General features: G+C 50.0%; 23 protein-coding genes and 1 pseudogene. 4 read left to right on the top strand and 20 right to left on the bottom strand.

Annotation, left to right across the window (positions count from 1 at the left end):
- Nucleotides 1–23: 23 nt before the first annotated feature.
- The 13 genes from traM to VYJ22_RS06585 form a co-directional block, all read right to left on the bottom strand.
- Nucleotides 24–1,370 carry a conjugative transposon protein TraM gene (traM, locus tag VYJ22_RS06645; protein ID WP_004371729.1) on the bottom strand — a complete coding sequence of 449 codons (1,347 nt, stop codon included), beginning with the start codon at nt 1,368–1,370 and terminating at the stop codon, nt 24–26.
- Nucleotides 1,351–1,638 (bottom strand): TraL conjugative transposon family protein, encoded by a 288-nt coding sequence (locus VYJ22_RS06640; RefSeq protein WP_174362025.1) that lies wholly within the window; start codon nt 1,636–1,638, stop codon nt 1,351–1,353. Before VYJ22_RS06640 ends, traM begins: the two co-directional genes overlap by 20 nt.
- A gap of 27 nt (nt 1,639–1,665) precedes the next feature.
- Nucleotides 1,666–2,289, bottom strand: coding sequence for a conjugative transposon protein TraK (gene traK / locus VYJ22_RS06635; RefSeq protein WP_004371727.1), 624 nt, complete (start codon nt 2,287–2,289; stop codon nt 1,666–1,668).
- A 33-nt stretch (nt 2,290–2,322) separates the two neighbouring features.
- Nucleotides 2,323–3,327, bottom strand: coding sequence for a conjugative transposon protein TraJ (gene traJ / locus VYJ22_RS06630; RefSeq protein ID WP_004371726.1), 1,005 nt, complete (start codon nt 3,325–3,327; stop codon nt 2,323–2,325).
- 3 nt (nt 3,328–3,330) lie between these two features.
- Nucleotides 3,331–3,960: a DUF4141 domain-containing protein gene (locus VYJ22_RS06625; protein WP_025072698.1), complete on the bottom strand. Its 630-nt coding sequence runs from the start codon at nt 3,958–3,960 to the stop codon at nt 3,331–3,333.
- 23 nt (nt 3,961–3,983) lie between these two features.
- Entirely contained in the window at nt 3,984–4,364 is a 381-nt protein-coding gene (locus VYJ22_RS06620; protein WP_004371724.1) for a DUF3876 domain-containing protein, read from the bottom strand.
- Between the two features lie 38 nt (nt 4,365–4,402).
- On the bottom strand, nt 4,403–6,907 hold the full coding sequence (locus VYJ22_RS06615) for a TraG family conjugative transposon ATPase (RefSeq protein ID WP_004371723.1): 2,505 nt from the start codon (nt 6,905–6,907) through the stop codon (nt 4,403–4,405).
- Nucleotides 6,904–7,236, bottom strand: a complete 333-nt coding sequence (locus VYJ22_RS06610; protein ID WP_004371722.1) for a DUF4133 domain-containing protein — start codon at nt 7,234–7,236, stop codon at nt 6,904–6,906. Before VYJ22_RS06610 ends, VYJ22_RS06615 begins: the two co-directional genes overlap by 4 nt.
- An 11-nt stretch (nt 7,237–7,247) precedes the next feature.
- Complete coding sequence (locus VYJ22_RS06605) at nt 7,248–7,565, bottom strand: DUF4134 domain-containing protein (RefSeq protein WP_004371721.1); 318 nt, start codon at nt 7,563–7,565, stop codon at nt 7,248–7,250.
- 200 nt (nt 7,566–7,765) lie between these two features.
- Entirely contained in the window at nt 7,766–8,494 is a 729-nt protein-coding gene (locus tag VYJ22_RS06600; protein WP_004371720.1) for a hypothetical protein, read from the bottom strand.
- Nucleotides 8,495–8,510: 16 nt separating this feature from the next.
- The gene (locus VYJ22_RS06595) at nt 8,511–8,864 is read right to left on the bottom strand and encodes a DUF3408 domain-containing protein (RefSeq protein WP_004371719.1); all 354 of its coding nucleotides are present in this window, start codon (nt 8,862–8,864) and stop codon (nt 8,511–8,513) included.
- A 2-nt stretch (nt 8,865–8,866) separates the two neighbouring features.
- Nucleotides 8,867–9,307, bottom strand: coding sequence for a DUF3408 domain-containing protein (locus VYJ22_RS06590; protein WP_004371718.1), 441 nt, complete (start codon nt 9,305–9,307; stop codon nt 8,867–8,869).
- A 2-nt stretch (nt 9,308–9,309) separates the two neighbouring features.
- Nucleotides 9,310–10,359 carry a ParA family protein gene (locus VYJ22_RS06585; protein ID WP_081040383.1) on the bottom strand — a complete coding sequence of 350 codons (1,050 nt, stop codon included), beginning with the start codon at nt 10,357–10,359 and terminating at the stop codon, nt 9,310–9,312.
- 421 nt (nt 10,360–10,780) lie between these two features.
- On the opposite strand from VYJ22_RS06585, the gene mobA reads away from it, so the two are divergent.
- The 3 genes from mobA to mobC are packed head-to-tail and all read left to right on the top strand — an operon-like array spanning nt 10,781 to nt 14,544.
- Nucleotides 10,781–11,284: a conjugal transfer protein MobA gene (gene mobA / locus VYJ22_RS06580; RefSeq protein WP_004371716.1), complete on the top strand. Its 504-nt coding sequence runs from the start codon at nt 10,781–10,783 to the stop codon at nt 11,282–11,284.
- On the top strand, nt 11,263–12,510 hold the full coding sequence (gene mobB, locus VYJ22_RS06575) for a conjugal transfer protein MobB (protein WP_008125997.1): 1,248 nt from the start codon (nt 11,263–11,265) through the stop codon (nt 12,508–12,510). Before mobA ends, mobB begins: the two co-directional genes overlap by 22 nt.
- A 30-nt stretch (nt 12,511–12,540) precedes the next feature.
- A complete protein-coding gene (gene mobC, locus VYJ22_RS06570) occupies nt 12,541–14,544 on the top strand; it encodes a conjugal transfer protein MobC (protein ID WP_004371714.1) in 2,004 nt (667 codons plus the stop codon).
- Between the two features lie 148 nt (nt 14,545–14,692).
- Here mobC and VYJ22_RS06565 read toward each other — a convergent pair whose 3' ends face one another.
- From VYJ22_RS06565 to VYJ22_RS06535, 7 genes and pseudogenes are all read right to left on the bottom strand, one after another.
- Nucleotides 14,693–15,619, bottom strand: a complete 927-nt coding sequence (locus VYJ22_RS06565) for an Abi family protein (RefSeq protein WP_004371713.1) — start codon at nt 15,617–15,619, stop codon at nt 14,693–14,695.
- Between the two features lie 182 nt (nt 15,620–15,801).
- Nucleotides 15,802–16,407, bottom strand: coding sequence for an RteC domain-containing protein (locus VYJ22_RS06560; RefSeq protein WP_008125994.1), 606 nt, complete (start codon nt 16,405–16,407; stop codon nt 15,802–15,804).
- Nucleotides 16,408–16,654: 247 nt separating this feature from the next.
- The gene (locus VYJ22_RS06555) at nt 16,655–17,068 is read right to left on the bottom strand and encodes a dihydrofolate reductase family protein (RefSeq protein WP_004371710.1); all 414 of its coding nucleotides are present in this window, start codon (nt 17,066–17,068) and stop codon (nt 16,655–16,657) included.
- Nucleotides 17,069–17,347: 279 nt separating this feature from the next.
- Nucleotides 17,348–18,670 carry a sigma-54-dependent transcriptional regulator gene (locus tag VYJ22_RS06550; protein ID WP_004371709.1) on the bottom strand — a complete coding sequence of 441 codons (1,323 nt, stop codon included), beginning with the start codon at nt 18,668–18,670 and terminating at the stop codon, nt 17,348–17,350.
- Nucleotides 18,663–20,981, bottom strand: coding sequence for a hybrid sensor histidine kinase/response regulator (locus VYJ22_RS06545; RefSeq protein WP_004371708.1), 2,319 nt, complete (start codon nt 20,979–20,981; stop codon nt 18,663–18,665). Before VYJ22_RS06545 ends, VYJ22_RS06550 begins: the two co-directional genes overlap by 8 nt.
- Entirely contained in the window at nt 20,981–22,906 is a 1,926-nt protein-coding gene (tet(Q), locus tag VYJ22_RS06540; RefSeq protein WP_004371707.1) for a tetracycline resistance ribosomal protection protein Tet(Q), read from the bottom strand. Before tet(Q) ends, VYJ22_RS06545 begins: the two co-directional genes overlap by 1 nt.
- A 656-nt stretch (nt 22,907–23,562) precedes the next feature.
- Nucleotides 23,563–25,128: pseudogene (locus VYJ22_RS06535) on the bottom strand (helicase-related protein); the annotation flags it as partial.
- Nucleotides 25,129–25,596: 468 nt separating this feature from the next.
- Here VYJ22_RS06535 and VYJ22_RS06530 point away from each other — a divergent pair.
- On the top strand, nt 25,597–26,676 hold the full coding sequence (locus VYJ22_RS06530) for a site-specific integrase (protein ID WP_329903114.1): 1,080 nt from the start codon (nt 25,597–25,599) through the stop codon (nt 26,674–26,676).
- Nucleotides 26,677–26,726: the final 50 nt, after the last annotated feature.

The following is a 26,726-nucleotide window of genomic DNA, read 5'->3' as shown; positions in this document are numbered from 1 at the left end:
TAGTGGTAATTTTTTTATTGATTTCAATCTTTTTCTTGGTAAAGCATGACCCTGTACCCGGCTTTCAGATGCACCTTGACGGTGCGCATCTTCCCCGCGATGTACTGGCTCGTTCCTTGTATCAGCCCCTTGCCCAAGTCGGAGGCGAGCTGCGCCCCGGCATTGGTGGAGATATTGATGCTGCTACCCAACGAACCTCCCATGTTGGCGGCGACCTCTCGGACGGCGTTCATCTCCATCGAGTTCGGGATGAAGATGCCGGGCTGTCCGTCCGTGTCATAGACCGCAAGCTCCACGGGGATAATCGTGCCGTCGTATTCCAGCGAGGTGATCCCGATGTCGAGTCGTTCACCCTGTATCTTGCCCGTGCCGACCACCACCGCACCCCGTGGGATTGTCCTGCCCGCCACCGCCATAGGCTCCAGCAGGCGAAGCCTTACCGTCTGCCCGTCCGTCACGCTCTGCGCCTCATGCACACACGCCGGGATGGTGTTCCTGTCCGATACCTCCGCCGTGCCGACAGCCGTGTTGAAACCCCGGTTGCGTTCCTGTGAGAAAGTGGCGACAAACTCCGCGTTGCTCATGGGCTGTGCAAGGGAGGAAACGACTTGGCGGGTCACTTGCCTTACGGGTGTCGCCGTGTTCTTCTTTCCCTTCTGCACGGTGGCAGGCTCTGCCGCCTGTTCCGGCTTCCCACCGTTCTGACCGCCCATGTACTTTGCCGCCAGCTCATAGGACTTCTCCATAAGTGCCACCTGTTCGTCTATAGATGAAGTCCTGCCTTTTTCACTTTCCAGTTCCGATTCCAACGAGGCGATGCGCTCCAATAGCACATCCATCTCCGCATTGTCATTCTTCGGCTGTTCGTAAAAGTTGCCGAGGGTGGCGTTCAGGTCACGGTAGGCGGCTGCGGAGGATTGGATGGTTTGCGGCGTGGCAGGCTTTGCCCTTTCTTCCTTGCCGCCCGGATTGGCGAGGTCGAAGTCCGTACCGTCCTCCGTTCCCGCTATCTCGCGGTCGAACATGTCGCCCAGCTGCCCGATGGCACGGTTGCGGCTCTCCAGCCGCTCTTCCATCTCCCCATGCTCGTAGGCTTTCAGCTTGTCGCCGATAATCTGCCGGTTCGCCTTGTCCGCGTCTGGCATCTCGGTGTTGTAGCCGTCCGTTCCCGGCGGTTGTTCCTTGCCGGAGGAAGGGGCGAATATCAACCACATCGCCCCGATGAAGACCAGCACCATAGCAGGCAGGACTATCATCTTCTGCCGTTTCAGCCGCTGCGCCTCTGTCAGCGGTTCGCGCTCCTTTTTCGGCTTTCCCGCGTCGGGAGCGGCTTTGTTCTCTTTCGTTGATTCATTCTTCGTCTGTTCCATATAAATAAGGTGTTAAGTGATTGTCAGTTTCCACCGGGGTCGGTAGTTCCACCCGTCCGGCATGTCCCGTATCCATACGTGAGCCGTCGTTTCTGCCGATGTCATAGACGGCTCTGCCGAAGGTGTAGAGGGCAAGCATCGCGAAGGCGGCGAGCATCCCCAGCACGATGCGGCGGCGTGTTTCCGGCGGCAAACCGTCCAGATACCCTTTGAGCCTTGCCACCAGCCGTTTCCGTTTGTCGTGGAGTTTCCAATACATGCCCCACATTGATTTTCTGATACTTTTCATGTCCTGTTACCGTTTGATTGTCTGTAAATCCTTGTTCTCGATGATGGTGAACCCCTCGATGGTGAAACCGTTTGGGTTGTCGTCCGACCGCGATGCGTTCAGCAGGCGGCAGGTGGTCACGAGGCTGCGCTCGGTGACGTTGCTTTGCCGGATGATTTTCTGCGTGGCGTAGGTCACGGCACGGTAGGGATAGGCGTTGAAGTCGCACACCACGCTGTCCACTTTCAGCACTTGGTTGATGTTCCCGGCGATGATGCGGTTGTAGTACCCCTTCTCCGCGAAGTCCGAATAATAGTGGTACACGCTCTTGTCCGCCAGCAGCAGGGCACGTTTTACGTTGTGTTCAATCGCGCTTTTTTCAGGTGACAGCGTGAAGAAAAGCTCGTGGAAGCGGCGCACATGCTCCCGTGCTTCCGCCGGGCGGTTCTGCGATAAATCCTGAGAGAGAGCCAGCATCAGCGACTTGCCGTTGTCCAGCACATAGATTTTCTCCCGTTGCTTCTCTGCGAAACGGTAGGAGTTCCACACGCTCCACACCGTCACCACAGCGCACAGCGAGAGGAAGACGATACCGAACAGGCGTAGCTGCCTGAACGATGATTCGATGTTTCTGAGTGACTTAAATTCCATTCTTAATTCTGTTTCAATGATTCTACATGATTGTTATTTCAGCAATTTGCCGGCACGTCCCATCATATTGCCTGTCGCAGCTCCGGCAACACTGCCCGCCATTCCTCCGGCACGTCCCGCCATCTGGTTCACGTTGCGACCGTAACCGCCCATGCCTCCGGCTTGGATAATCCAGCCGGCAACGGTGGGAATGGTGAAGTAGCCGATGATGCCGATGCAGAGGAACACGATGTACACCCCGTCGCTCGAATCCAGCGAGAAGTTCGGGTCTGCCTGCATCCGCTCGATGTCGCTTTGCAGCATCAGCACCTGTATCTTCGCCAGTATGGTGCTGAACATGTCCGACACCGGCAGCCACAGATATACCTGTATGTAGCGGCATATCCACTGCGTGAGCGTGCTTTGGAAACCGTCCCACACCGATATGGCGAAGGCTATCGGACCGAGTATCGCCAGCACCACGAGGAAGAAGGTTCGGACGGTGTCTATCACGAGGGCGGCGGCTTGGAACAGCAATTCCAGTATCTCGCGGAAGAAGTCGCGGATGTTTTTCTTCATGTTGTACATTCCCCGGTCGATATACATCCCCGCCATCGTCACCATGTCGGAGGGCGACCAGCCGAGTTCCTCCAGCTGCTTGTCAAACTCCTCGTTGGACACGAGGTAGGCGGTTTCGGGGTTGCGCATCATCGCCTCGTATTCCAATTTGTCCTTCTGCTGGCGGTAGGTGTTCATGTCCAGCGTTTCCGCCTCCAGCATCTTTGCCGTGCCCTGTACGACGGGTGAGAGGATGCTGTTTATCGTGCCCAGCACCACAGTCGGGAAGAACATGATGCACAGACCGATGGCAAAAGGACGGAGCATCGGGAATACGTCTATCGGTTCGGCTCTCGCCAGCGACTGCCATACCCGGTAGGCGACGTAGAACAGCGCACCCAGTCCGGCGATGCCTTTCGCCACACCCGCCATGTCTCCGCACAACGGCATCATCTGCTCGTAAAGCGAACGTAGAATCTGGTGAAGGTTGTCGAAATTCATAGGCTACCAGTATCTTTCGTTCATGTTTCCGTACAGCCCCATGATGCGGTCGAGGTCGTTCTTCTTTTTCGCACGCAGGTAGCTCACGGAGATGTTCTTGTTCGTGTAGTAACTTACGAGGTTGCGGTAACGCTTCATCTTCGAGTGGCAGCGTTCCACCACGTCCATGCGCTCCTTGTCGGTCATGGAGAGCGTGGTGATGTTCACCACATTCTTCAGTTCCGTCAATACTTCGTTGCTCTCTTCCAGCAGTTTCGTGTAACCGAAAGCGATTGCCGACAGCTCTTCTGGTCTGAAATTTCCATCACGGAGCATCCTTTGGAAACTGTTTACATAAATGTCGGTGATGTCGCCTACCATCAGGATGGTCTGCTGCACCTTGCGGGCGTCCTTGACGAGATTGTTCACCGATTTGAGAGCATCGTAATACTTTTTGCCCTGCTGATAGATTTTCACCGTTTCCTGAAAGTTGCTCACCATGTTCGTGGCAGTCTTGGAGGTATGGATGATGTTTTTGGAGGCATTGATGATACCCTGCGCCAGATTGCCCGGATCGCTTACGACCCACTGTGCGCTTGCCCTGCCTGCGAAAAGCAGGCACAGGCAGATAATCATTGTTATTCTTGTTCTCATGTTACTTTGGATTTTAGTGGTTGTTATTCTTCTGTCGGGTGTCCCGGCTGCGGTTTCACCCGCACATAGTCGCCGCCCGGCGAGAAGGTCAGCACGTCCGTGGCCTCGTTATAGGACACGTCGATGCGGAAGCCGGTGTTCATGAACAGGTTGCCGGTTTTCTCCTGCAAGAGATAGGTTTCCGGTTTCAGCTTGCGGCGCAGACCGCTCCGGCGGAACACCGTCACCTTGTAGGCTTCGCCCTCCTTGTAGATAAGCACGTCGGGCTTCCCCTCCACGCTCTCCCAGTTCCCGCACAGCATATCACGGCGGTTGTCGGCCACGTCGCAGGATTGCAGCATCATGACCGCCAATCCGATCAGACACTTGCTGACTTGCAGCATTTTCACTTTTGGTAAATTCATATGCGTTTTCCTTTTTTTGTTGATACATTCTGTTTTAGTTATTCCTTGTTCCTCCGCCTTTCGGCAAGCTGCCGGATGGCGGCTTCGATGTCACCGCCCAGCTTCTCCGCCAGACGGTAAACCTCCACTTTTTCCGTTTCTTCGGTAGTGTACGCCAGATACTCTTCTGCACTGACCTCGGTGGCATAGACCGCCGATTGTGTGCCACCCAAGCCTATCCACACCTCCTTGTAGAGCCGTGAAGGGTTGTTCGCCATGTTGATGGAGAGTATCTGCGACTTCTCCTTTTCCGTCAGTCCGAGCAACGCCTGTATCTGGTCGAACTTGTTCATATACTTGCGCTGGTCGAGAAGTATCTTGCAGTCGGAGTTGTTGATGATGCTCTCCTTGACCACCGGAGAACTGATGATGTCGTCCACCTCCTGCGTCACCACGATTGCCTCGCCGTAATATTTTCTGACCGTCTTGTACATATAACGTAGGTATTCAGCCATGTTTGCCGAAGAGAGGGCCTTCCAAGCCTCCTCCACGATAAGCTGTTTCCGCACCCCTTTCAGCCGCCGCATCTTGTTGATGAAGGCTTCCATGATGATGATAGTCACGACGGGGAACAGTTCGCGGTTCTCTTTTATACTGTCAATCTCGAAGACGATGAACCGCTTGCCGAGCAGATCGATGTTCTCCGTGGAGTTGAGCAGGAAGTCGTAACGTCCGCCCCGGTAATACTGCCGCATGGTGGTGAGCATGTTGTCGATGTTGAAGTCGGACTTCTCCACCTTGATGTCGCGCTGCGCCAGTTCCGTGCGGTAGTCGTCGCGCATATACTCGTAGAAAGTGTTGAACGACGGCACGATGCTACGGTCGGATTGGATACGCTCGATGTAGGCACTCACGGCACTGCCCAGTTCGCCGCTCTCCGTCTTCGTCACCTTGTCGTCCTCCGATTTCCAGAGCGTAAGAAGCAGGGTCTTGATGCTGTCCTTCTTCTCCACATCGAAGATGTAATCATCGGTGTAGAACGGGTTGAATGATATGGGCTTCTCTTCCGTGTAGGTGAAATACACGCCGTCCACTCCGCCTGTCTTGCGCCGGATCATGCCGCACAAGCCCTGATAGGAGTTTCCCGTGTCCACCAATACCACATGTGCGCCTTGCTCATAATATTGGCGCACGAGGTGGTTCATGAAGAACGACTTGCCGCTGCCCGAAGGACCCAGCACGAACTTGTTGCGGTTGGTCGTGATACCCCGCTTCATCGGAAGGTCGCTGATGTCGAGGTGCAGCGGTTTCCCTGTGAGCCTGTCCACCATCTTGATGCCGAAGGGCGAGAGCGAGCTGCGGTAGTTGGTTTCCTCCGTGAACAGGCACACCGCCTGTTCGATGAAAGTGTGGAAACTCTCTTCCGCCGGGAAGTCCGCCGCATTGCCGGGTATCGCCGCCCAGTAGAGTGTAGGGCAGTCGATGGTGTTGTGGCGCGGCACGCACTCCATGCTTGCCAGCTGGCTGCCCACGTCGTTCCTTATGTGCTTCAGTTCCTCCGCGTCGTCGCTCCACGCCATGACGTTGAAGTGCGCCCGTACCGAGGTCAGCCCGTAGGACCGGGCTTCGTTCAGGTATTGGTCTATCCACTCGCGGTTGATGCTGTTGCTCCTTGAATAGCGTGAGAGCGACTGCATGTTACGGGCGGACTTCTCGAACTTCTGCAAGGCTTCCTCGCTGTTATTTATCAGCACATACTGGTTGTAGATATGGTTGCAGGAGAGCAGCAGCCCCACCGGGGAGGCGAAGGAGAGGCGGCAGTCGCTCCGGTCGGTGGAGAGCTTCTCGTAACGGGTGTCGGTAGCCACCTTGCCCGGCAGGTCTTCCGCGTCGGAGAGGGTGTGCAGACACAGGCGGTTGTCGCCGATGCGCATCTCCCTTGCCGAAAGTTCGATGTCCTGCAAGGTGATGTCACCTTCCGGCATGAGCGAGAAGTAGCGTTCTACCAGCCCCGCCTTACCCTCCGTCCCCACAATCTCGTCGGTGGAGAGGCGGCGCAACCTGACAAGCCCGCTGTCGTTCATGATACGCTCGAACTGTTCGCAGGCTTCCATGAACTTGGTCGTGGTTTCCCTGTCCAGCTCTTTCGGGATGATGTGCCCTCGGCACAGCGTGCTGAAGTTGCTCTGCATCCGGCTACGCTCCTTCGTCGTCTTGGTCAGGTAGAGGTAGCAGGTGTGTTTCAGGTACGGACGCTCGTTGAAGTGACGCTCGAAGCTCCGTGAGAGGAAACTCATGTCGTCCTTCTGAAGCTCCGGCTTGTAGCGTTCCTTGATAAACCAGTCCTGCTTGTGAACGACGGAGTAGTCCGGCAGCACCTTGATTGCCTTGCACCAGCAGCCGTGTATCGCCTCGTACTCCGCGCCCGTCACGGTGTAAAGCTCCGGCAGCTCCACCTCGAAAGCCACCGTGATGTCGGCGTCCTTTGAGATGATGCAGCCATGCTCCACCGCAAGCAGGGGAAACTTGTTTTCCAGTGTTGTCATTTTTGATGTATTCCTCATGTCGTTTCTTCCTTTCGTTGTCGTTTGAACAGACGGGTTATCCGCCGCCGGTTGATAAGGTATCGGGGATGGCTCCGTGACGCTCCCAATTTCATCAGCCCGTGTTCGCCGTACCGGGCGTTCAGCGCGAAGGTCTGCCACACAAGGAGGGAGGACGATGCCGCGCCGAAGCCGATACATATCCACTGGTCGATACCGACCATGTAGAGGATGACGAACAGGACGAAGAGAGCCAGCAGACCTCCGCAGAAAATGAAGAGGTACTGTGCCTTCAAGCCCTTGAACTCTACCGGACGGCCGATACCCTTGTTTACCGGGTATTCAGCCATACATTATTACATTAAAGGAAGAATGAGCGCAGGATGGTGGCGGCTACAATCAGGAAGATACACGCGCCGAACCAGCTTGCTGCTGTTTTTGAGGTGTCGGGGTCACCCGATGAGAATTTTCCGTACACTTTCACGCCCCCGATAAGCCCGACGACCGCGCCGATGGCGTATATCAGTTTAGTTCCGGGGTCGAAATACGAACTCACCATAGAGGTGGCTTCGTTGATGCCCGCGATGCCGTTTCCTTGCGCGAAAGCGGAGGCGGTTGCGGCGATGAAAAGTGCCGCGGATAGGATTGCTTTTCTGTTTTTCAAGATGTTCTTGTTCATGAATTGTCCTTGTTTTTTGCCGTCGAAAGGGTGGATAGTCCTTTGTCGGGCGGTTGTTACTCTGTTACTTTACTTTGGTTTTAGTGGATGCCCGTTTGTTTCCACAGACGTGGGCGTGTCCGTTGCGGACGGGATACGCCTTGCGTTTCCTTGCCGCGTGGGTTGATGTCACTATTTCATGTCCATTCCTTTTTCAGTTGTCATACATAGTTTCGGATGTCGAAATCCTCGATGTTGTCCGGCACGATGAACTCCTTTTCGGGTTTCTTCAGCCGGATCTCGATAAGCCCCTTGATGCGGATGCCTATCTCCGAAGAGCCTTCCATCATTTTCTCGTACAGCTCCGTGCCTTCCATGTCGGTGAACACCTTCGCCGCCTTTTCACGTTCCGCCTGTGTCGCGTCCGGGTTCATGGCGGTCTTGCAGGCGTCGTCAATCTCGTCAAAGCTGCTGCCCGAAGCCCGTGGCGTGTCCGAAGCGTCTTCATCCGGTTCGTCCTCCCCGTATCCCAGTTCCTCCGGCGGCATGCTCGTGAAGGTCTCATCGAGCTTTTCCTCCGGGACTTGCGCCGGGCGGGACGCGGTTTCCGTGTTTCCGTCGTCAAAAGTAGCCTCTTCCTCCGACAGCTCAATGCCTTTTTCCAAAGTGGCGGCTTCTTGCGCCGGTATGGCAGCGATTGTCCGGGTGGATGCCATTTTGAAACGGCTCTTGCCGATGATGTCCCCCTTTGCCGTGGAAACTTCCTCATGTGCCGCTACGCTCTTTGGCCCATTCCTGTCCAACGACCGCCATAATCCGGCGATGCCCTTGAAGAAGCGGACAAGCCGCATGTCCATGATGCGCTCGTAAAGGAGCAGGAACAGGAACCATAGGTTGCAGCCGACCGATACCGCCAGCAGAATGTCTGTCATGCTGATTGTTTCATTCATATACTTCCGGTTTTAGTTAGAATACTGAATTGTAATTCCGGGCGTAAAGGCTCTTTATAGCGTCCTCGCACTGGTTGAAGTGGTGCGTCAGCACATGGTCGATGTAGGCGGACAGTGTAAGCCTATCATGCCCGATTACACGGGTGATGCGCATGATACGCTCGTGGTACTCCGGACGCACATACGCCATCTTGCCCTCCCGCGCCTTTACTTCCGGGTCGCGGATGAATAGACGTTCATAGTCCTTCTCGCAGCATTTGCCGCTCACCGGGACGGGCGACAGTATTTCCACGCTCGCCTGCACTTGGGCAAGCATGCCTCCGCAGTCCTGCTGCGGTCTTTTTTCATTCGGTGTCATTTCTTTTTCCATTTTCAAATCAGATCTTCACGTTGTTTCTTGTACAGTTCGTTGATTCTCTCCTTGTGCTGTTCCAGATGCTGGCGCAGCACGGTATCCACATAGCCGCCCACAGAGATTTCCCCTCCGGCGATGTCGTTCACGATTTTGAGGATCTTGCCGTGTACGTCGCGGCTGATATAGACACACTGGCGGGTCTTTATCTCGTTGCGGCGCAGGAACAGCTCGTTATAGTCCTCGTCCTGCCTTTTCCGGCGGCCGCCTTCCCTCTGCGCTCTCTCCCGTGTCACGGGTTGAGCCGGTGGCGGCTCCGGTGCGGCGGTGTCCTCTCCGGTCGGTACGGCTGCGGGGTCTTCCTGCGCCGGGCGTAGTGTCCCGTCCTGTGTGCGCCGCCCGATAGATGCCAACAGCAGTTCCTCGTCGATGCCTTCCGTGTTTACTTTCCTGCTGCCCATGCTCACTGCGGTCTGATGATGTCGCTTATCTCTTCGGAAAACTCACGGATGCCGCTCCCTTTCAGCAGTGCCGTGTCCATCGGGAAGATGGTGGAGCGGAAAACGCTCTTGCGCTCTTCCGAAAGGTCGCGGCGGAACTTCTTGCTGTCGGGCAGGCGGGTGGAAAGCACCGGGAAGCCCATTTCGGCTATCACTTCCTCGTAGATGCCGTACAGGTCGTTCCTCTCCCTGCCGTCCACCATCGTCCAGAACAGATGCAGCCCCTTTGTTTTCGCTTGCCCGGTTGTCATCAGCCTGTCGCGGAACATCGTGACGAATTTCAGGGTACTTTCCACGACAAAGCGGTCGGCACTCAGGGGCGTGAAGATGTAGTCCATCTGCGAGAGCGTCTTTATCACGCCGTTGCTCCGGAGTGTCCCCGGCATGTCGAAGAAAACCACGTCGGGCTTCACGACCTCGGCGGCGATCATCCTTTCCGCATCGTCGAGGGCGTTCACCGCGTTGCTCTTGATGACCGGATAGGCGTTCTTCTTTATCTTGCGGAAATGGTCGCACGCGAGAGCCTTGAAGTAGATGCTCCTGCCGATGAGTGCCGTCTCATGTTCGCGCAGGCCGTGGATGCTGTGCTGCGGGTCGTCGCAGTCCACGACGGCGACATTGTAGCCTTTCACGTTGTGCAGGTAGCTGGCGGCGAGTGCCGTGACGGTGGATTTGCCGATGCCACCTTTCTGTGTTGCGAATGCAACGAAGATTTCCTTACTCATGGTTCTATTCAGTTTAATTGTTGATGATTTTGTTTTCTGTTTACATGCGAATTGAATTACCGCATTATCCGTTTCCGTGAACAGGCACACGGGCGGGTCACCGCGTATCCGGTTCTGCGGTGAAGCGGTGCGGCGGACAAGTGATGAATGACGACACTGCGTCATGAAGTCATTGAATCCATGCGTCACCGAATTGTCGGACAACCGGGTTTCCGACGGTTCGGGTATCCGTTTCGGCAAGTGTCCGCCGAAGCGGTTGTCCGGGTATTTGAATATTCCTTTCCTCATATCTTCAAACCGTTAGTTTCTTGAATCATGCTGCAAATAAACAAGTATATTTTTGAACTTGTATCACTTCCCAAGCAAGTGGCGGCATGTTGCGCCGGTTGGCAGCCATTGGCCGGGTCAAGTATCTGTTCGTTACCGCTTTAAGAGCGTAACTTTGCACCCGGACGGCAGGGTTCGCCGATGGCGCGCGGCCCGGAGTCCTGAAAGGTATTTTCCCAATCCGTCCCCTGACGGATTTTTATGTTCACCTGAACATAGCAAGGTATGTTTTCAGCCGCTCAAAATATTTTGAGCATCCCGGAAAACGCCTTGCCCTTGCAGGGGGCGGGCTTTCCCTCCGAAGTCGGGAAGCCTTTCAGAACTGCGGTGCCGTGACCCGAAGCGGCGGCTTATGCCGTCAATCCGCTAAATCCAAAGTAATATGAAAGAGAAAAGGAAAAGCAAAGCAGGGAGAAATCCCAAACTTGATCCGGCGGTGTACCGGTACACCGTCCGTTTCAACGAGGAGGAACACAACCGTTTCCTCGCCATGTTCGGAAAATCGGGTGTCTATGCGCGGTCGGTTTTCCTCAAAGCGCACTTCTTCGGACAGCCGTTCAAGGTGCTGAAGGTGGACAAGACGTTGGTGGACTATTACACCAAGCTGTCGGATTTTCATGCGCAGTTCCGCGCCGTAGGTACGAATTACAACCAAGTCGTGAAGGAACTGAGGCTGCATTTTTCAGAGAAAAAGGCGATGGCGTTGCTCTATAAATTGGAGCAACACACCGTCGAACTCGTGAAACTGAGCCGTCAGATTGTGGAACTGTCAAGGGAGCTGAAAGAGCAGCGAGAGCAGAGCCAAACTTGTTTGGACTCTGCCGAGTCGCGTTTGAAGAAGAGTGAAACTCAAATGGAGGCGAAATGGTCGCAAAAATCAGTGTAGGCAGCTCGTTGTACGGCGCGATTGCCTACAACGGGGAGAAGATTAACGAGGCACAGGGGCGGCTTCTCACCACCAACCGCATCTATAATGACGGTTCGGGGAAGGTGGACATCGGCAAGGCGATGGAGGGCTTCCACACCTTCCTGCCACCGCAGATGAAAGTGGAGAAACCGGTGGTGCATATCTCGCTCAACCCGCACCCGGAGGATGTGCTGACCGATGCGGAATTGCAGGACATCGCCCGCGAGTATCTGGAAAAGCTCGGTTTTGGCAACCAGCCTTATCTTGTATTCAAGCACGAGGACATCGACCGTCACCATCTGCACATTGTGACGGTGCGGGTGGATGAGAACGGGAAATGTATCAGCGACAAGAACAACTACTACCGCAGCAAGCAGATTACTCGTGAGCTTGAAAGGAAATACGGGCTGCACGATGCGGAGCGCAGGAACCGCCGTCTTGACACGCCGCTATGTAAAGTGGACGTATCGGCAGGCGATGTGAAGAAGCAGGTAGGCAATACCCTGAAGGCTCTGAACGGGCAGTACCGTTTCCAGACGATGGGCGAATACCGTGCGCTCCTTTCCTTATATAATATGACGGTGGAGGAAGCGAGGGGTAACGTGCGCGGACGGGAATATCACGGGCTGGTCTATTCCGTCACGGACGACAAGGGCAACAAGGTCGGCAACCCGTTCAAGTCCTCGCTTTTCGGGAAGTCCGCAGGCTATGAAGCCGTGCAGAATAAGTTTGCCCGTTCCAAGCTTGAGATTAAGGACAGGAAACTCGCCGACATGACGAAACGCACCGTCCTTTCCGTGCTGCAAGGCACTTATGACAAGGACAGGTTTGTGTCCCTGCTCAAAGAGAAAGGCATCGACACCGTGTTGCGCCATACGGAGGAAGGGCGCATCTACGGGGCTACTTTCATCGACCACCGCACGGGGTGCGTGCTGAACGGCTCACGCATGGGCAAGGAGCTTTCGGCGAATGCCTTGCAGGAACATTTTACCCTGCCATACGCAGGACAGCCGCCGATACCGCTATCCATCCCTGTGGATGCTGCGGACAAGGCGCACGGGCAGACCGCATACGACCGTGAAGACGTATCGGGCGGAATGGGCTTGCTCACTCCCGAAGGTCCGGCGGTAGATGCCGAGGAAGAGGCTTTCATCCGGGCGATGAAGCGCAAAAAGAAGAAAAAGCGCAAGGGCTTGGGTATGTAATCGGAGTATCAACAATTAAAAAATCAATGTATGTCACAACAAGAAGACGATTTGAGGGCATTGGCGAAAATCATGGATTTTCTGCGTGCCGTGAGTATCATTTTAGTGGTCATGAACGTGTACTGGTTCTGCTACGAAGCCATCCGGCTGTGGGGCGTGAACATCGGTGTGGTGGACAAAATCCTGATGAACTTCGACCGCACGGCGGGGCTGTTCCATTCCATACTGTACACGAAGCTGTTTGCCGTCCTGCTGCTTGCCCTGTCCTGTCTGGGTACGAAGGGTGTCAAGGGAGAGAAAATCACTTGGAGAAAAATATGGACGGCACTCGCCATCGGGTCCGTGCTGTTTTTCCTGAACTGGTGGATACTGGCTCTGCCGTTGCCGGTCGAAGCGGTGACGGGGCTGTATATCATTACCATCGGTACAGGCTATGTCTGCCTTTTGATGGGCGGTCTGTGGATGAGCCGTCTGTTGAAACACAATCTGATGGAGGATGTTTTCAACAATGAGAACGAGAGTTTCATGCAGGAAACAAGGCTCATCGAAAGCGAGTATTCGGTCAATCTGCCCACACGCTTCTATTACAAAAAGCGTTGGAACAACGGCTGGATCAATGTGGTGAATCCCTTCCGTGCGTCCATCGTGTTGGGTACGCCGGGCAGCGGCAAATCCTACGCAGTGGTGAACAGCTTTATCAAGCAACAGATTGAAAAGGGCTTCTCAATGTATGTGTACGACTTCAAATTCAGTGACTTGTCCACCATAGCCTACAACCATTTGCTGAACCACCCGGAGGGCTACAAGGTGAAGCCGAAATTCTATGTGATCAATTTCGACGACCCGCGACGCTCACACCGTTGCAATCCCATACACCCGGATTTCATGGAGGATATTACGGACGCTTACGAGAGTGCCTACACGATAATGCTCAACCTCAATAAAACGTGGGTGCAAAAGCAGGGCGACTTCTTCGTGGAGTCACCTATCATTCTGTTTGCCAGTATTATCTGGTATCTCAAAATCTATCAGAACGGGAAATACTGCACGTTTCCCCATGCCATCGAGTTTTTGAACCGCCGTTACGAGGATATTTTTCCGATACTGACTTCCTATCCCGAACTGGAGAATTACCTTTCCCCGTTCATGGATGCTTGGCTCGGAGGGGCTGCGGAGCAGCTCATGGGGCAGATAGCGTCGGCAAAAATTCCGCTTTCGAGGATGATTTCCCCGCAGCTCTACTGGGTGATGTCGGACAGCGAATTTACGCTGGACATCAACAATCCCGAAGAGCCGAAAATCCTATGCGTGGGCAACAATCCCGACCGTCAGAACATTTACGGGGCGGCTCTCGGTCTGTATAACTCCCGTATCGTGAAACTCATCAACAAGAAGGGGATGCTGAAGTCGTCGGTCATCATCGACGAGCTGCCCACGATATACTTCAAAGGGTTGGACAATCTTATAGCTACCGCCCGAAGCAACAAGGTTGCCGTGTGTCTGGGCTTTCAGGATTTCAGCCAGTTAGTGCGCGACTACGGCGATAAGGAAGCAAAAGTCGTGATGAATACGGTCGGTAACATTTTCTCCGGGCAGGTGGTAGGAGAAACGGCAAAGACACTATCGGAGCGGTTCGGGAAGGTGTTGCAGAAACGGCAGTCTATCTCCATCAACCGGCAGGATGTTTCCACCTCCATCAACACGCAGATGGACGCGCTTATCCCGCCGAGCAAGATTTCCGGGCTTACGCAGGGTATGTTTGTCGGTTCGGTGTCCGACAACTTCAACGAGCGCATCGAGCAGAAGATTTTCCACTGCGAGATTGTGGTGGATGCCGAGAAGGTGAAGCGGGAGGAAAGTGCCTACAAGAAAATACCTGTCATTACCGATTTCACGGACGAGGACGGAAACGACCGCATGAAGGATACGGTGCAGGCGAACTACCGGCGCATCAAGGAAGAGGTGAAGCAGATTGTGCAGGATGAACTGGAACGCATCGCAGGCGATGACAACCTGAAGCACCTGTTGCAGTAGAAATAAAAAAACAGAGGTGGCGGAAAATATCTCCGTCACCTCTTAAAATGAAGAACGCCTCCCAAGTATGCTGTCTTACGATGCGCCCAGGAGGTTTATTGTATTGCTTCTCTTTTTGTTTTTCCGCACCTGTAAACAGGCACTTTTTTCATTTCCAAATCGGCTCTTCTTTCCAGCGGTTGAAGAAGCCTATCTTGTAGATGGGCACATCCGCATACTCCTCAAACAATGCCAGCAGTTTCTCTTTGAACGTATGCCCCTCGTCTATGGCATTGCAGAGATATAACATTGCCGTAATCACATAGAACGGTTTTTTCTGCTGTACCTCGGTCAATGGACGGGAAAGCCATGTCATTCGCGGATTATGAATTTCACAAGGCCGTTTGACCATGTTCCGACTCCATATTCTGGAATGGTGCGCGATTATGTTGCGCATATATGAAATGGCTTCAAGCCATCCCGAAAGTTCATTGTGTAGATTCAGCCCCATATCATTGGCTATTGCTGATTTTTCGGGCAGTTGGTGGTTAAGGTTCTTGTATATCTTGGAAAGTGTGCCGAATGTGGCCACTTCAAATATAATCCACGCATCCGGGTGTTCGTCAAGCGTCTTTTCACCGCTTGCATCAGTCACAAGGTGCTTGCGCCTGTAGTCTTTCACAAAAATCTCATTGCTCCGTAAGAATTCTTCTATCAGTTCTTTGAGGTGCTGTGTGTGAAAAGCGACATCAGCAAACAATCTCGGGTCACGATACCACAGCCCTCCGTAGGATTGTGAAAGATGATAAATCATCTTTGTGCGTAGCGTGATTTCTATTGTTTCGATGGCATCAAATAAAATAAGGCGCAGTTCCTTGTCGAAATAATAGCGTGTGATTACATCTTCCAGTTTGGAATCCGGCTGAAACAGATGATTGGCTCTATCGGACTGCATGTCCCACCAATATCCCTTCAAACGATAGTAGCTGATATGAGCCAAATGTCGGGCAGCGAAACCTTCATCGCCGACAAGCATTCCTCTTTGTTTGAGCAGTTCTATTTGTTCATCAATGGAACGTGATTCCTTATTTGCCATACCGTTATAAAAAAGAATGACCCGCCGGCAGATCTTACGGTATGCCAAACGGGTACTGTTATCGTTGAACACGGTCAGAACCGCATGTCTTCTTAATTGTAGATGCAAAGATAAGACTTTTTTATGTAACGACAAAAAATAAGCCGATTTTTCATTCAAACGATGAAAAGGTATAGAAATACTTACCGTCTTTTTATTTCCAGTTCCTCATCGCGCATCATCCTCTCATTCAGTTTCTCCTGCATCCTGTCAAGGAAGTAGGTGCGGCTTTCGTTCTTCCGGCGTTTGATATCGGTGTAGAAGCGGTAGCAGTCCTTCGACTCAACCCCGAATATCTTGTAAAGAAGCGGGGCAAGCTGTTTGAGCGGCATATTGCCGTTGTTGATACAACCCATCTCGTCGATGCCGTAGATAAGCTCCACGAGGTCTATGGCGTTGCCCGTCCATTGCAGGAGGCTGGCGGTGTTTTCAGTTGCGTTGTTGGCGGATATTAGTGGCGGCACTTGGGGCGTGGCAAGGAATTTTTGCATCTTCCTGATGAAAGACAGGGCCTTGCTGATGTAGGCGGCAATCTCTTTTCTTTCTTCTGATAGATTGCGCACGGGATGGTGCTGCAACTCGATTTCGATGTAAGCAAGCGCGATAATGGTAAGGTTCGCATCCATGCCGCCGTTACACAGTTCAATCACTTGGGTGGCGAAAGCCGTATATGCCGTTTCCATATTGCAGTCACCGGCTTCGTTTATCAGGCGGAAGAAGTCGGTTTCCGCCAGCAAGAAATAATTCATGGTTCTGTCAATTTTGAAAATTACACTTTGTTTTCTGCGTGCGCACATAAATATAATTGGCAAAACATGTGTCAGAAAGCAAAAAATCCGGCACCGGCTTTTTCAAGGTGCTGGAATTCAGTGGTATAAAATTCAATATTTTTCCAAAGGAATGAATTTATACGGGATTAAATTGTTCATAATCAGAACATTTCTTCTATTTCCGAAAACAAAATTGTATGACTGCCGTACATTTTGGCTGTCTTGCTTATTTGTCAAGGGTGTAGATACTTCGGCATACACCGTTAGGATAGCTTTTCACAGAGGAAAGCGTCCAGTGTTGCTTTGGCAGAGCCGATTTGAAAAAATGCCGCCCACTTCCTAAAATGAAAGGAACGTTGTATAGTATGATTTCATCCACAGCGTGCATACGCAGTAGTCCGTTTATATAATCTGCCGTATCCGGTGTGGCTTCCGCGAGGTAACGGATGTTTGTGCCGTCTTTTCTCCATTCGTGCAGCATTGAAATGGAATAGTCCGGTGTCACACGGTAAAGGGCTTTCTTCCTGATTTCATCAAGACCGCAACGGTCAAGGCACAAATCCTGATGTGTTTTATCATATAACTCTGAAGAAAGACATCCGTCCATCGTCAGTACAGCGAGAATCTGAACTTTACCCATAATCGTTTCTTTTCGTTAGGCAAGGGTAAAAAAGTAGCGTGCAATTCACACTACCTTCAAGCGATGGCTCTGGTAAAGCCTTTACGGAGAGTACGTGAATGCACGCTATGCGTAAGCATAGCATAAGCATCACGCAATCGTCTCCGTAGTTCCAATTTACCAGATTTTCGCTTGAAACGCCTTGCGGTCTTATCCTATATGTTGGCGGCGAAAAGCTCCTGCCAATCGCCGTTTTTCTCAAATGTTATGCAAAGATAGCCAAATTCAGTGAATTACAGGCTATGATTGCTTGAATTTATATTTAAGTCCATACTCTTCAAGTTTGCTGTATAGTGTTGTCCTGCCTATTCCGAGCAGTTCGGCGGCGACACTCCGGTTGCCGTTTGCCTGTTTCAACGCACGCAATATCCGCTCCTTATCCTCCGCGTCATTGCGCAAGGCGAAGCTGACAGTAGAGGTCGGTTTCGTCACGGCAAGTTCCAGATGCTCTTTCATGACAACACCTTCCTGCGCCTGCAATACAGCACCCATAACTTTCTGCCGAAGTTCCCGCACGTTGCCCGGCCATGTGTGGGTCAGTAACGCTTTTCGGGCTTCGGAACTGAAACCGCTCACATTACACTCCAGTTCCTTGTTGGCTATCTCGCGGAAGAACTCCGCAAGCGGCATGATGTCCTCCTTACAGTCACGCAAAGGCGGCACGGTTATCACGAAGTCATGCAAGCGGTAGAGTAAATCCTGTCGGAAACGCTTTTCATTCACCGCTACTTCCAAATCCTCGTTGGTGGCGGCGATGATGCGGACATTGAAACTCCTGTCCGATTTGTCACCAACCGGGCGATACCGCCTCTCTTGTATGGCACGGAGCAACATCTGTTGGGTTTCCAACGCGAGGTTTCCCACCTCGTCCAGAAACAACGTGCCGCCTTCCGCTTCATGGAAATACCCTTTCTTGGTGCTGTCCGCACCTGTAAACGCTCCCTTGACGTGTCCGAAGAATGCCGACGGCGCAAGTTCTTTTGAGAGTGAACCGCAGTCAACCGCCACGAAGGGTTTGCCCGTACGTTTGCTCTTGTCGTGCAGGTGGTGGGCGATATGTTCCTTGCCCGTGCCGTTCTCTCCGAATATCATCACGCTCATGTCGGTTGCTGCTACCAGCCTTATGCGGTGCATGATTTTCTGAAAGGCGGAACCTTCACGGGCGAACACGGGCATACGGGATTGTCCCGCCTGCCGTTCTTTCTGTATGGAACGGAGAAGAGGGACAAGTTTATCCTCCACAAGTTGTTTGGGGATATAGTCTATCGAACCGAGCTTCATGCTTTCCACTGCGGTATGCACTTCGGCATAGTCTGTCATGATAATGAAAGGTTGCATCTTTCCCTCCTTTCGCATCCAGCGCAAGAGGTCTATGCCGTTACCGTCAGGCAGGCGCAGGTCGGCAACCACGATGTCATTATCCGTCGCCTGTTGCAGATGTTTCTTCGCTGTTGACAGGTGGTAAGCCTTCACGGTACGGTAGCCCTCCCGTGACAGCATGTTGCAGACAAACTCGCAGTACACGATGTTGTCTTCCACCACAATTATTTTTGTCTTATCCATTTTCGTATTTTCTCCTTTCCTCTTCTGCCAACCGGATTATTTCCGCTCCCTTGTTCAACACGGCGATCACGGCATGGCTTAACACTTCTTCATCTGGGATTACATCGCTATGAAGCAATCTGTAAAGTTCCCTCAACGGTTGGTCAGCACGGAGTATCTCCCATGAGCTACGCAGGTGGTGTGTCAGGGAATCTAACTTTCGCAGGTCTTTTTCTGTTGCCGCTTCCCGTATTGTCTGCATCTCCTTTTCGGTTTCCGTCATCAACTTTTCCAGCATAACGGCTTCATTGCCGTAGGACAACAAGGCTGAAAAATCCGGTTTCCCGTCCGGTGTTTCTTTTATGGCACACCTGTCGGAAACCTCCATCAACTCCGATATGGAGAACGGCTTGAACAGGCATCCGGCAAAGCCTTTTGCCAATAGTTCCCCTTTGTTACAACTGCCCGAAGCGGTTGCCACAACCACCGGGATTGTTGGTGAATTGCCCACGTTGGACGAACGCAATAGTTCCAGCAATTCGAAACCGTTTATACCGGACATATTCAAGTCTGTCAGCAACAGGCTGTATTCTTTCTGGCGTATCATTTCCATCAGTGCCGCAGCATCGGTGCAAGTGTCGCAGTGTATTCCTTCTTGGGAATACATCTCTTTCAGCATCAGAAGTAATACCTCATCATTGTCAATGGCGACAACATCATGGAATTTATTGTTATGATAAACAGGTGTATTGCTTGTATATCCAAGCTGTTCTTCAGCTTCCTGCATAGAAATTTCAACTGTGAAACGACTGCCTTTCCCTTTCTTGCTGTCCAAACGGATTGTTCCGCCAAGCATCGACACAATATTACGCATTATGGCAAGCCCAAGCCCGAAACCCTCCTTTGCGGCGGCATTTGATAGACGTTCAAACGCACCGAACGCTTGTTTCTGTTCCTCTTCTGTCATGCCTGTACCTGTATCTTCAACGACCAGTGTCAGAACTCCATTGTCATATTCAGTAATCAAAGAAACACCGCCTTCTTCTGTGAACTTGACAGCGTTTGACAGCAGGTTATTCCCGATTTGTATTATTCGCTCTTTGTCGGTCAATACAATGGCATCGTGTCCAGTCTTCACGGACAAGGACAACCCTTTGTTCACGGCAACAGGCATGAACTCCGTTTCAAGTGTGTGCGTGATTGCAGAAATCCGGCAGGGTGACAGACGGGGCTGTTCCTTGCCGTTGTCCAGGCGGAAGAAGTCAAGCAAAGTGTTGAGCATATCCCGCATACGGTCGGAGGATTGCAGTATATTTTGGATATATTGCCCATTATTACCGCTATTGCATTCTTTCCGCAAAAGTTCGGTATAGCCGGTTATTGCCGTCAGTGGTGTACGCAACTCATGGGTAATAGTATGTACCGCTTTCTTTCGGGAGGTTATGAGTACCTCATTTTGTTGCACGGACTGTTCCAATTGCTCGATCAAATCCGTTGTCTTGCGTTTGTATCGTTTAATGTTCTTTGCATCACGGTGTATGATGATATCGGAAATGACCAACAGCAAAAGAACAAATCCCATCAAGCCGCCTATCTGCATAAATGATTTTTTACGCATGGCTGTTATCTCGCTTTCTCTATTTTGTAAATCAGATTGTACCTTCTTTTCGATTTGGCAAATCAATCCTTGCAGTTGTCTGTTAAGTTCTGCATTACGGGCAGCAAGACTATCGGCTTGTTCTGACAATCGACGGCTCTGCGCTTTCTGTTCGTTGACCATGTTTCTATTGGATGAACGGAGCGTAGTCGTTGTTGTCGTTGGCTTCGTTCCCTCTTTTTTGCCGAAGATGCTCAAGAAACCTTTTCGTTTTGGCTTTTTGGACTGTTCCTGCACACTTTTCTGCACAATAACCGGAATTTGATTGGCTATCTTCTTGTTAATAGATTGTTGTTCATCCATTAACCGGACTATCTGGAACATCTGTCGTTCCTTATCCTCTAAAAGACTGCGCACACTATCGATGCGCTCTGCTGGATAGGTGGCCTTGAAACGGCAGAGCATACTGTCCATTGCCATACGCCGTGCATGGTAATGCTCGATATCTTTATCGTTCCATTCCAGTATTGTTTCACCCAATAGAGAAAATTTTATCATTTGAATATTGATATTGTTTATTTCTTTTCGGAGCTCGTCTATTTTTTTATTGCCAAGTTCTAATGCTTCTATCTCCTGCCATTCATAGAGGCTATTATATGCCATACATCCGATAAGAATGGAGATAAGTATATATCCCAACCGTATTGCCTTATAGAAATTTCCTGACCGCTCCATTATTTTGATGACATTGATTTTTGAAACATGAATAAAAGTTTATCTTTTTCGTTCATACGGATATTATCAGAATAATCGCCTTTTGTTATTTGATACCCGCATGGCTTAACCATAAAAACGCCTAAGCCCTTAGTGTATGAACTTACTTCTGAGGCGTAGTCTTTACTTGTATTTAATGGAACTTTCCCTTTAATATGACACCACTCATTATTGCAACTGATGTCTTCAATCTCAGACATCATTTTTTGCAAATCTGTAATAGCTTTGGAACTTGCCGATTGGGGTATCTGCAACTCAAAATAGAGCATCGGTTCGAGGATGTCCACACCTGACTGTTGCAAGGCCAGCCTGAAGACATAAGGGGTCAGCTGTCTGAAATCAGCAGGTGTACTTACCGGGCTATAATACTCGGCTTGAGTAAAAGTTACTTTCAGATCAGTCACTTCCCATCCATGTAAACCAGATTGGCAAGACATACGAATCCCTTCAAAAACGGCATTTTGAAAAGAATGGTTCAGATAACCATAGGAGATGTCACTTTCGATTTGCAACCCTGTCCCTAACGGTAAGGGTTCAATAGTCAGCCCTATTGTGGCCCAATAAGGGTTGGGCGGCACTTCGATCTGAATAATCTTATTCACCTTTTTTATAGGTCGTTCTTTGTAGATAGTCTTGATCTCATCAAAATGGACCTTGACGGAAAATCGTTCTTCCAGCAATGTCTGTATGATTTCCTTTTGTGTCAAACCATATAACGAGATTTCCAATTCATCACTATATGAGTTTATGGAAAAGGACAAAGACGGGTCTTCAATCCACAATGTATTCAGAGCGGATATCACCTTGCTTCTCTCTTCGGGCCTGTCTGGCCGGACGGAGGATTTGAGAGCGGGATGCTGACGAGATAACCCTTGAATCAAACAAGGTTTAGCACCTAAATAATCTCCGATTCGAAAATCTTCCATATCTTCTACAATCGCGATATCATTGGCCCCCACTTCATCAACATTTATCTCTCTGCCCTGATAAATAGTCTTTAGATTTTTAATCTTGATGAATTTTTCCGAATCGTTGATTCTTACAATGTCTCGAAGTCTCAGACTTCCGTCAATTATTTTTAGAAAACTTCTTTTATGTCCTTTGGGGTCATGCTCTATCTTATAGAGATAAGCTGAAAGTCTGTTTGAGACTGATTCTGGAGGAAGTATAAAAGAAGAGATGGCGTCCAACAACTCATTGATACCGATATTGAACATTGCTGATCCATGTAGTACCGGATAGACTTTGGCTTTTGCCACAAGATCGATTATCGTATTCCAATAATCAGCCGGTGAAATTTCGCTATCCGCCAAATATCGTTCTAATATATTGTCGTCATGGTTGCATACAAATTCTTTGTATTCTTCCTTTATATATGTTTGGGAGCAAATCGGATAAACCAATCCATCGACAATAGTTTGCATAAACAGGACATCTTGAGACAGATTTGTTTTTATATCCAGATACAAACGCTCTAAATTCACACCGTCACGGTCAATTTTATTGATAAATATAATTGTCGGGATTTGCAGTTTTTGTAAAGTATTGAACAGCAACTTTGTTTGCGCTTGTATGCCTTCCTTTGCGGATAAGATGAGGACTGCTCCATCAAGCATTTTGAATGTCCGCTCCACTTCCGCAATAAAATCCATGTGTCCCGGAGTGTCAATGATATTGCATTTCACACCATTCCTGATAATAGATGTCGTAGAAGCCCGAACAGTAATTCCTCTACGTTTCTCTATATCCATAGAGTCTGTTATGGTGTCACCATTATCCACACGGCCGCACTTTTCCGTTGCTCCACTGGCAAACAGCAGATTCTCGGTTACGGAAGTTTTTCCTGCATCAATGTGAGCAAGAATTCCTAAATTTATAATATTCATTTGGATTAAGCAATAATATACTACAATAGATGCATTGTCGAAATGCACCTTTTAATACCTCCTCGTAGCATGTGAGAACTACAGGATTACTAACTCGTATTAATATGTATATTATTACTGCCGCATAACGATTACAAAATTACACAAAAAAATATATCTAACAAAAGTGGGAGGATTTTTTAACTTTTTACCATAGACATTTTATTAGGGAAGCGTAGGTTCAACTGGCAAGTACAAATAAGTAGAAATGTTTGAACAACACCGTTTTAGGAAGTTGAAAAATCAAGTTTCTCTCTCGGTATAACGTTTATTTTGGCCAATATCTTCTTTAGTTTGGCATTTGAGTATTTCCCATTCGTGTTCTATTTAGCTCCTTATTATGAGTATGTAGCAAGTTGCTTATCAAATTCAGCCTCTTTGAGGGTCAAATATGGTTTTGCAAATGGTGACTGACAAGACATAAACAAGGTCAGCAGGATTTTTTACATAAATGAACATGAATGTATATAACCTAAAATAAGAATAAATTTTAATAAGGGCTGCCCAAAAAGAAAAAAATGCAGTTGCCATCCTACAGATACTTGCAGAAAGGATAAAATTTACTTTTAGACCTTTTGGGATAGCCCTTATTAATACTTCAGATAAAATTCCTAAGGTTATATTTTCAATCCTTTGGACCGGGTTTCCTCCTTGGCATACAGTCCTGGACGCCCGATTATGACATGGTTGGCAACGATACTATCCGCCGGACTGCGTATCTGCGGCGGTGCATTTTCGGGATATTGCACCTGCCTGTTCCGCACATCTTCCGCTTCCGGTTTGACCTGTTGCCCCTCGTTCTCCTTTTCGGCGACTTCGGGCGTGGGCGGCGCAAGCTCCAGCTGTATCTTGCGGTCAAGGGCGGCAAGTTCGGACTTCAACTGCTTCAACTCGTCCTCCTTCTTCCACACCTTGCCAGCTATCTCCTGCAACTGCGGTATCTCCCTTTTCAGTACCTCGTTCTTCGCCTTATACTGGTCGATGATTGAGGGTATCCTCTCAATCGCGTTGAGGAAATTGCGGGCGGCAGCCAACGGGTCAGCCAGCGCCAGATGCCCGTTGTTGTAGGTGTACTTGTAGTTTCCCTCTATCACGAAACGGTTGTCGGTAAACTCCAATCCCTCTTTGAGTATCCTTTCGCTCACCACCTTTATCGGAAAACCGTAAAGCTCTCCGACCTGCGTGTAAAGCCCGCCCGTAGTGGCGTTTTTCGCTATCTCCTGCAAACGCTTTCCGATAACCTTCTCATCGGCGGAATCCACACCGTCCACCTTAATTATATTAAGGCGGTTGCCCTCCTTGTCGGTCTGCACCACCGACAGGAAGCGGTTCCAGTCCTCCGTCATGGCATCTATGAAAGCCGTGTTGTTGCGCAACTCGCCGGTCTTTGACTCCAGCTTGAACTCCGAATCACGCTTGCCCTTGTTGAACGACTTGCGTTCCCCTTCGAGCGATGCGATCCGCTTCTCCAGTTTCGCCTTATCCAAAAGGTCGGTGTTGCCGGATAACAACGCCATGTACTCCGAGAAGTTCATGCCCGATTTCTCGTCCATTGCCCCCTCGTCGATGGTACGCGCCCCCATAGCACCGCTTTTGAGCTGCGAGATGAAAGTTTGCTTGCAGTGCAGGAGGTTGAACTTGTAGCTGTCCAGTGACTTCTCCACCGCGTAGATGATTACATCCACGTTGTTCCCGGCGAAATGCTTGGCAATCTCATTTCCTGCCCTAACTCCGCGTCCGTCACGCTGTTGCAGGTCGGATGGCCGCCACGGTGTGTCCAAATGATGGATTGCCACACACCTTTTCTGCGCATTCACACCCGTTCCGAGCATGGAGGTGGAGCCGAACAGCACACGCACCGTTCCGGCATTCATGGCGTCTATCACCGCCTTCCGCGCCTTGTCGGTCTTGCACTCCTGAATGAAGCGCACCTCGCTTGGCGGTATGCCGTAGTCCTCCGTCAGCTTGCGCTTGATTTCCGAATAGACGTTCCACCCATCGCCCGGCTGATATGTCCCCAAGTCCGAGAAAACGAACTGCGTTCCCTTTTGCGCGTCGTATTTTTGGTAATATTCCGCGATCATCTTGGCACAGTGGCTCGCCTTGTTGTCGGGATGGTCTTCATAATTCGGGTCTATCATGCGCATGTCGAGTGCCATTTTCCGGGCATAATCAGCAGCTAAGAATTAAGGGAAACGGAGGGAAAAGTAGGGAATGTAACTATTTGAAATATCATCATTTAGCATTTTCTTACTATTTTGAGAGTAAGCAAAAACGAGCATCAAACGGCAGGAGTTCCGTGCCTAAACTCTGCACCAAAAACGCAAGAAACAGAGAAACGGCGTAAGTGTCTGAACCATCGGTGATAACTTCATTATTCTACCCTCCGCAGCAAGCAGTAAAAAAGCAAGATATTGTGTACTTAGGAAGACTTTCCGTTACGAATACGTTACCTGTTTTTCAGTTGCGGCAACCATTCAACCAACGAATTTTCTTCTGACTGAAACGATTCGGAACGATTCTGACAAACAAGGCTATGTTATCTTGGTTTTATACCCGGAATCCGTTTCTTATTCATTAATCCACAATACTTTGCGTAACGTTGATTAGCTCTATAACAGTTAATTTTGTAACCTGTAAAAGAGTTAATTATGCAAGCAGTAAAAGTAAGCTTTTACCTCAAACGAAATGAGGAGAAAGCAGACGGAACAATCCCTATTCTGGGACGTATCCGCATCGAAAAATCAATGGTGCAATTCAGTACCAAAGTTTATGTTCCCGTATCCCTTTGGGATACTAAATCGGGCAGAGCAACCGGCAAAAGTAAAACCGCCCTTACTGTCAATACATCCTTAAACAAGATTTGTGTCGCCATCCATTCCGCATACAAGGATTTGCTGGTGAAAAAAGAAAACATTTCCGCCTTGGAAGTAAAGAACACCTTTCAGGGAATTGCTTCCCAACAGGATACCCTTGTCAAATACTTTGAGGCTCATAATGAGAAATTCTTACAAAATGTAGGCATAAACCGTGCAGAAGGAACGTATAAACGCTTCCTTACCTCTTTGGGACATCTGAAACGTTTTATGCGAAAGAAATATAATATTTCCGACATACCCTTTCAGGCATTGACTCCTTCCTTTGTTCCCGATTATGACTACTACCTGCGTATTGAACTTGGTCTTGCTTGTGGAACAATAATCAATACAATCGTTCATCTGCGGAGAATCATCAAAATAGCGATAAACAATGGCTTGGTTCGCAACGATCCATTCATTGACTACAAGTACATTGCCCAAGAGCCTATTCCCAAGTCATTGACTTCGGATGAATTACAAACCTTGATAAAAGCGAAGCTGTCTCGCCCGAATTTGAACTTTATTCGAGATATGTTCTTATTTTCCTCATTCACAGGCATCGCATTCAGCGATATGCGTAATTTGACTGCAAAAAATATTTCCAGAGCTGAAGATAGAGTCTGGTGGATTCATCTCAATCGTAAAAAGACTGGAGCACCCTGCCATATCCCTCTATTGGAAATACCACTTCAACTCATCAAAAAGTATCGTGGAATAGCCAAAGATGGCAGGTTATTTCCGATGATAAGTTGCAGTAAAACCAATATCTACCTGAAACGAATCGCTAAGGAATGCGGTATAGACAAACGAGTCACCTTCCACCTTGCAAGACATAGCATTTCGTCTTATGCGCTATATACAAGCAAATTATAAACTGAATTTTTCCGATAGGTAACGAATTAGAAACGAGCGAGGTACTTTAT

The sequence above is a fragment of the Porphyromonas pogonae genome (assembly GCF_036320655.1).
GTDB lineage: Bacteria > Bacteroidota > Bacteroidia > Bacteroidales > Porphyromonadaceae > Porphyromonas > Porphyromonas pogonae.
This window is presented reverse-complemented; position numbering and strand designations above follow the sequence as displayed.

Bases quoted from the DNA above. Each gene is read 5' to 3' on its own strand.
- mobC (WP_004371714.1), top strand. From the start codon at position 12,541: ATGTCACAACAAGAAGACGATTTGAGGGCATTGGCGAAAATCATGGAT.
- VYJ22_RS06555 (WP_004371710.1), bottom strand. From the start codon at position 17,068: ATGGGTAAAGTTCAGATTCTCGCTGTACTGACGATGGACGGATGTCTT.
- traK (WP_004371727.1), bottom strand. From the start codon at position 2,289: ATGGAATTTAAGTCACTCAGAAACATCGAATCATCGTTCAGGCAGCTA.
- VYJ22_RS06530 (WP_329903114.1), top strand. From the start codon at position 25,597: ATGCAAGCAGTAAAAGTAAGCTTTTACCTCAAACGAAATGAGGAGAAA.
- VYJ22_RS06560 (WP_008125994.1), bottom strand. From the start codon at position 16,407: ATGAATTATTTCTTGCTGGCGGAAACCGACTTCTTCCGCCTGATAAAC.
- VYJ22_RS06620 (WP_004371724.1), bottom strand. From the start codon at position 4,364: ATGAATTTACCAAAAGTGAAAATGCTGCAAGTCAGCAAGTGTCTGATC.
- VYJ22_RS06610 (WP_004371722.1), bottom strand. From the start codon at position 7,236: ATGGCTGAATACCCGGTAAACAAGGGTATCGGCCGTCCGGTAGAGTTC.
- VYJ22_RS06545 (WP_004371708.1), bottom strand. From the start codon at position 20,981: ATGGAGCGGTCAGGAAATTTCTATAAGGCAATACGGTTGGGATATATA.
- VYJ22_RS06605 (WP_004371721.1), bottom strand. From the start codon at position 7,565: ATGAACAAGAACATCTTGAAAAACAGAAAAGCAATCCTATCCGCGGCA.
- VYJ22_RS06585 (WP_081040383.1), bottom strand. From the start codon at position 10,359: ATGAGGAAAGGAATATTCAAATACCCGGACAACCGCTTCGGCGGACAC.
- VYJ22_RS06615 (WP_004371723.1), bottom strand. From the start codon at position 6,907: ATGAGGAATACATCAAAAATGACAACACTGGAAAACAAGTTTCCCCTG.
- VYJ22_RS06625 (WP_025072698.1), bottom strand. From the start codon at position 3,960: ATGAGAACAAGAATAACAATGATTATCTGCCTGTGCCTGCTTTTCGCA.
- VYJ22_RS06590 (WP_004371718.1), bottom strand. From the start codon at position 9,307: ATGGGCAGCAGGAAAGTAAACACGGAAGGCATCGACGAGGAACTGCTG.
- mobA (WP_004371716.1), top strand. From the start codon at position 10,781: ATGAAAGAGAAAAGGAAAAGCAAAGCAGGGAGAAATCCCAAACTTGAT.
- VYJ22_RS06595 (WP_004371719.1), bottom strand. From the start codon at position 8,864: ATGGAAAAAGAAATGACACCGAATGAAAAAAGACCGCAGCAGGACTGC.
- VYJ22_RS06600 (WP_004371720.1), bottom strand. From the start codon at position 8,494: ATGAATGAAACAATCAGCATGACAGACATTCTGCTGGCGGTATCGGTC.
- VYJ22_RS06640 (WP_174362025.1), bottom strand. From the start codon at position 1,638: ATGTGGGGCATGTATTGGAAACTCCACGACAAACGGAAACGGCTGGTG.
- mobB (WP_008125997.1), top strand. From the start codon at position 11,263: ATGGTCGCAAAAATCAGTGTAGGCAGCTCGTTGTACGGCGCGATTGCC.
- traM (WP_004371729.1), bottom strand. From the start codon at position 1,370: ATGGAACAGACGAAGAATGAATCAACGAAAGAGAACAAAGCCGCTCCC.
- traJ (WP_004371726.1), bottom strand. From the start codon at position 3,327: ATGAATTTCGACAACCTTCACCAGATTCTACGTTCGCTTTACGAGCAG.
- VYJ22_RS06550 (WP_004371709.1), bottom strand. From the start codon at position 18,670: ATGGATAAGACAAAAATAATTGTGGTGGAAGACAACATCGTGTACTGC.
- VYJ22_RS06565 (WP_004371713.1), bottom strand. From the start codon at position 15,619: ATGGCAAATAAGGAATCACGTTCCATTGATGAACAAATAGAACTGCTC.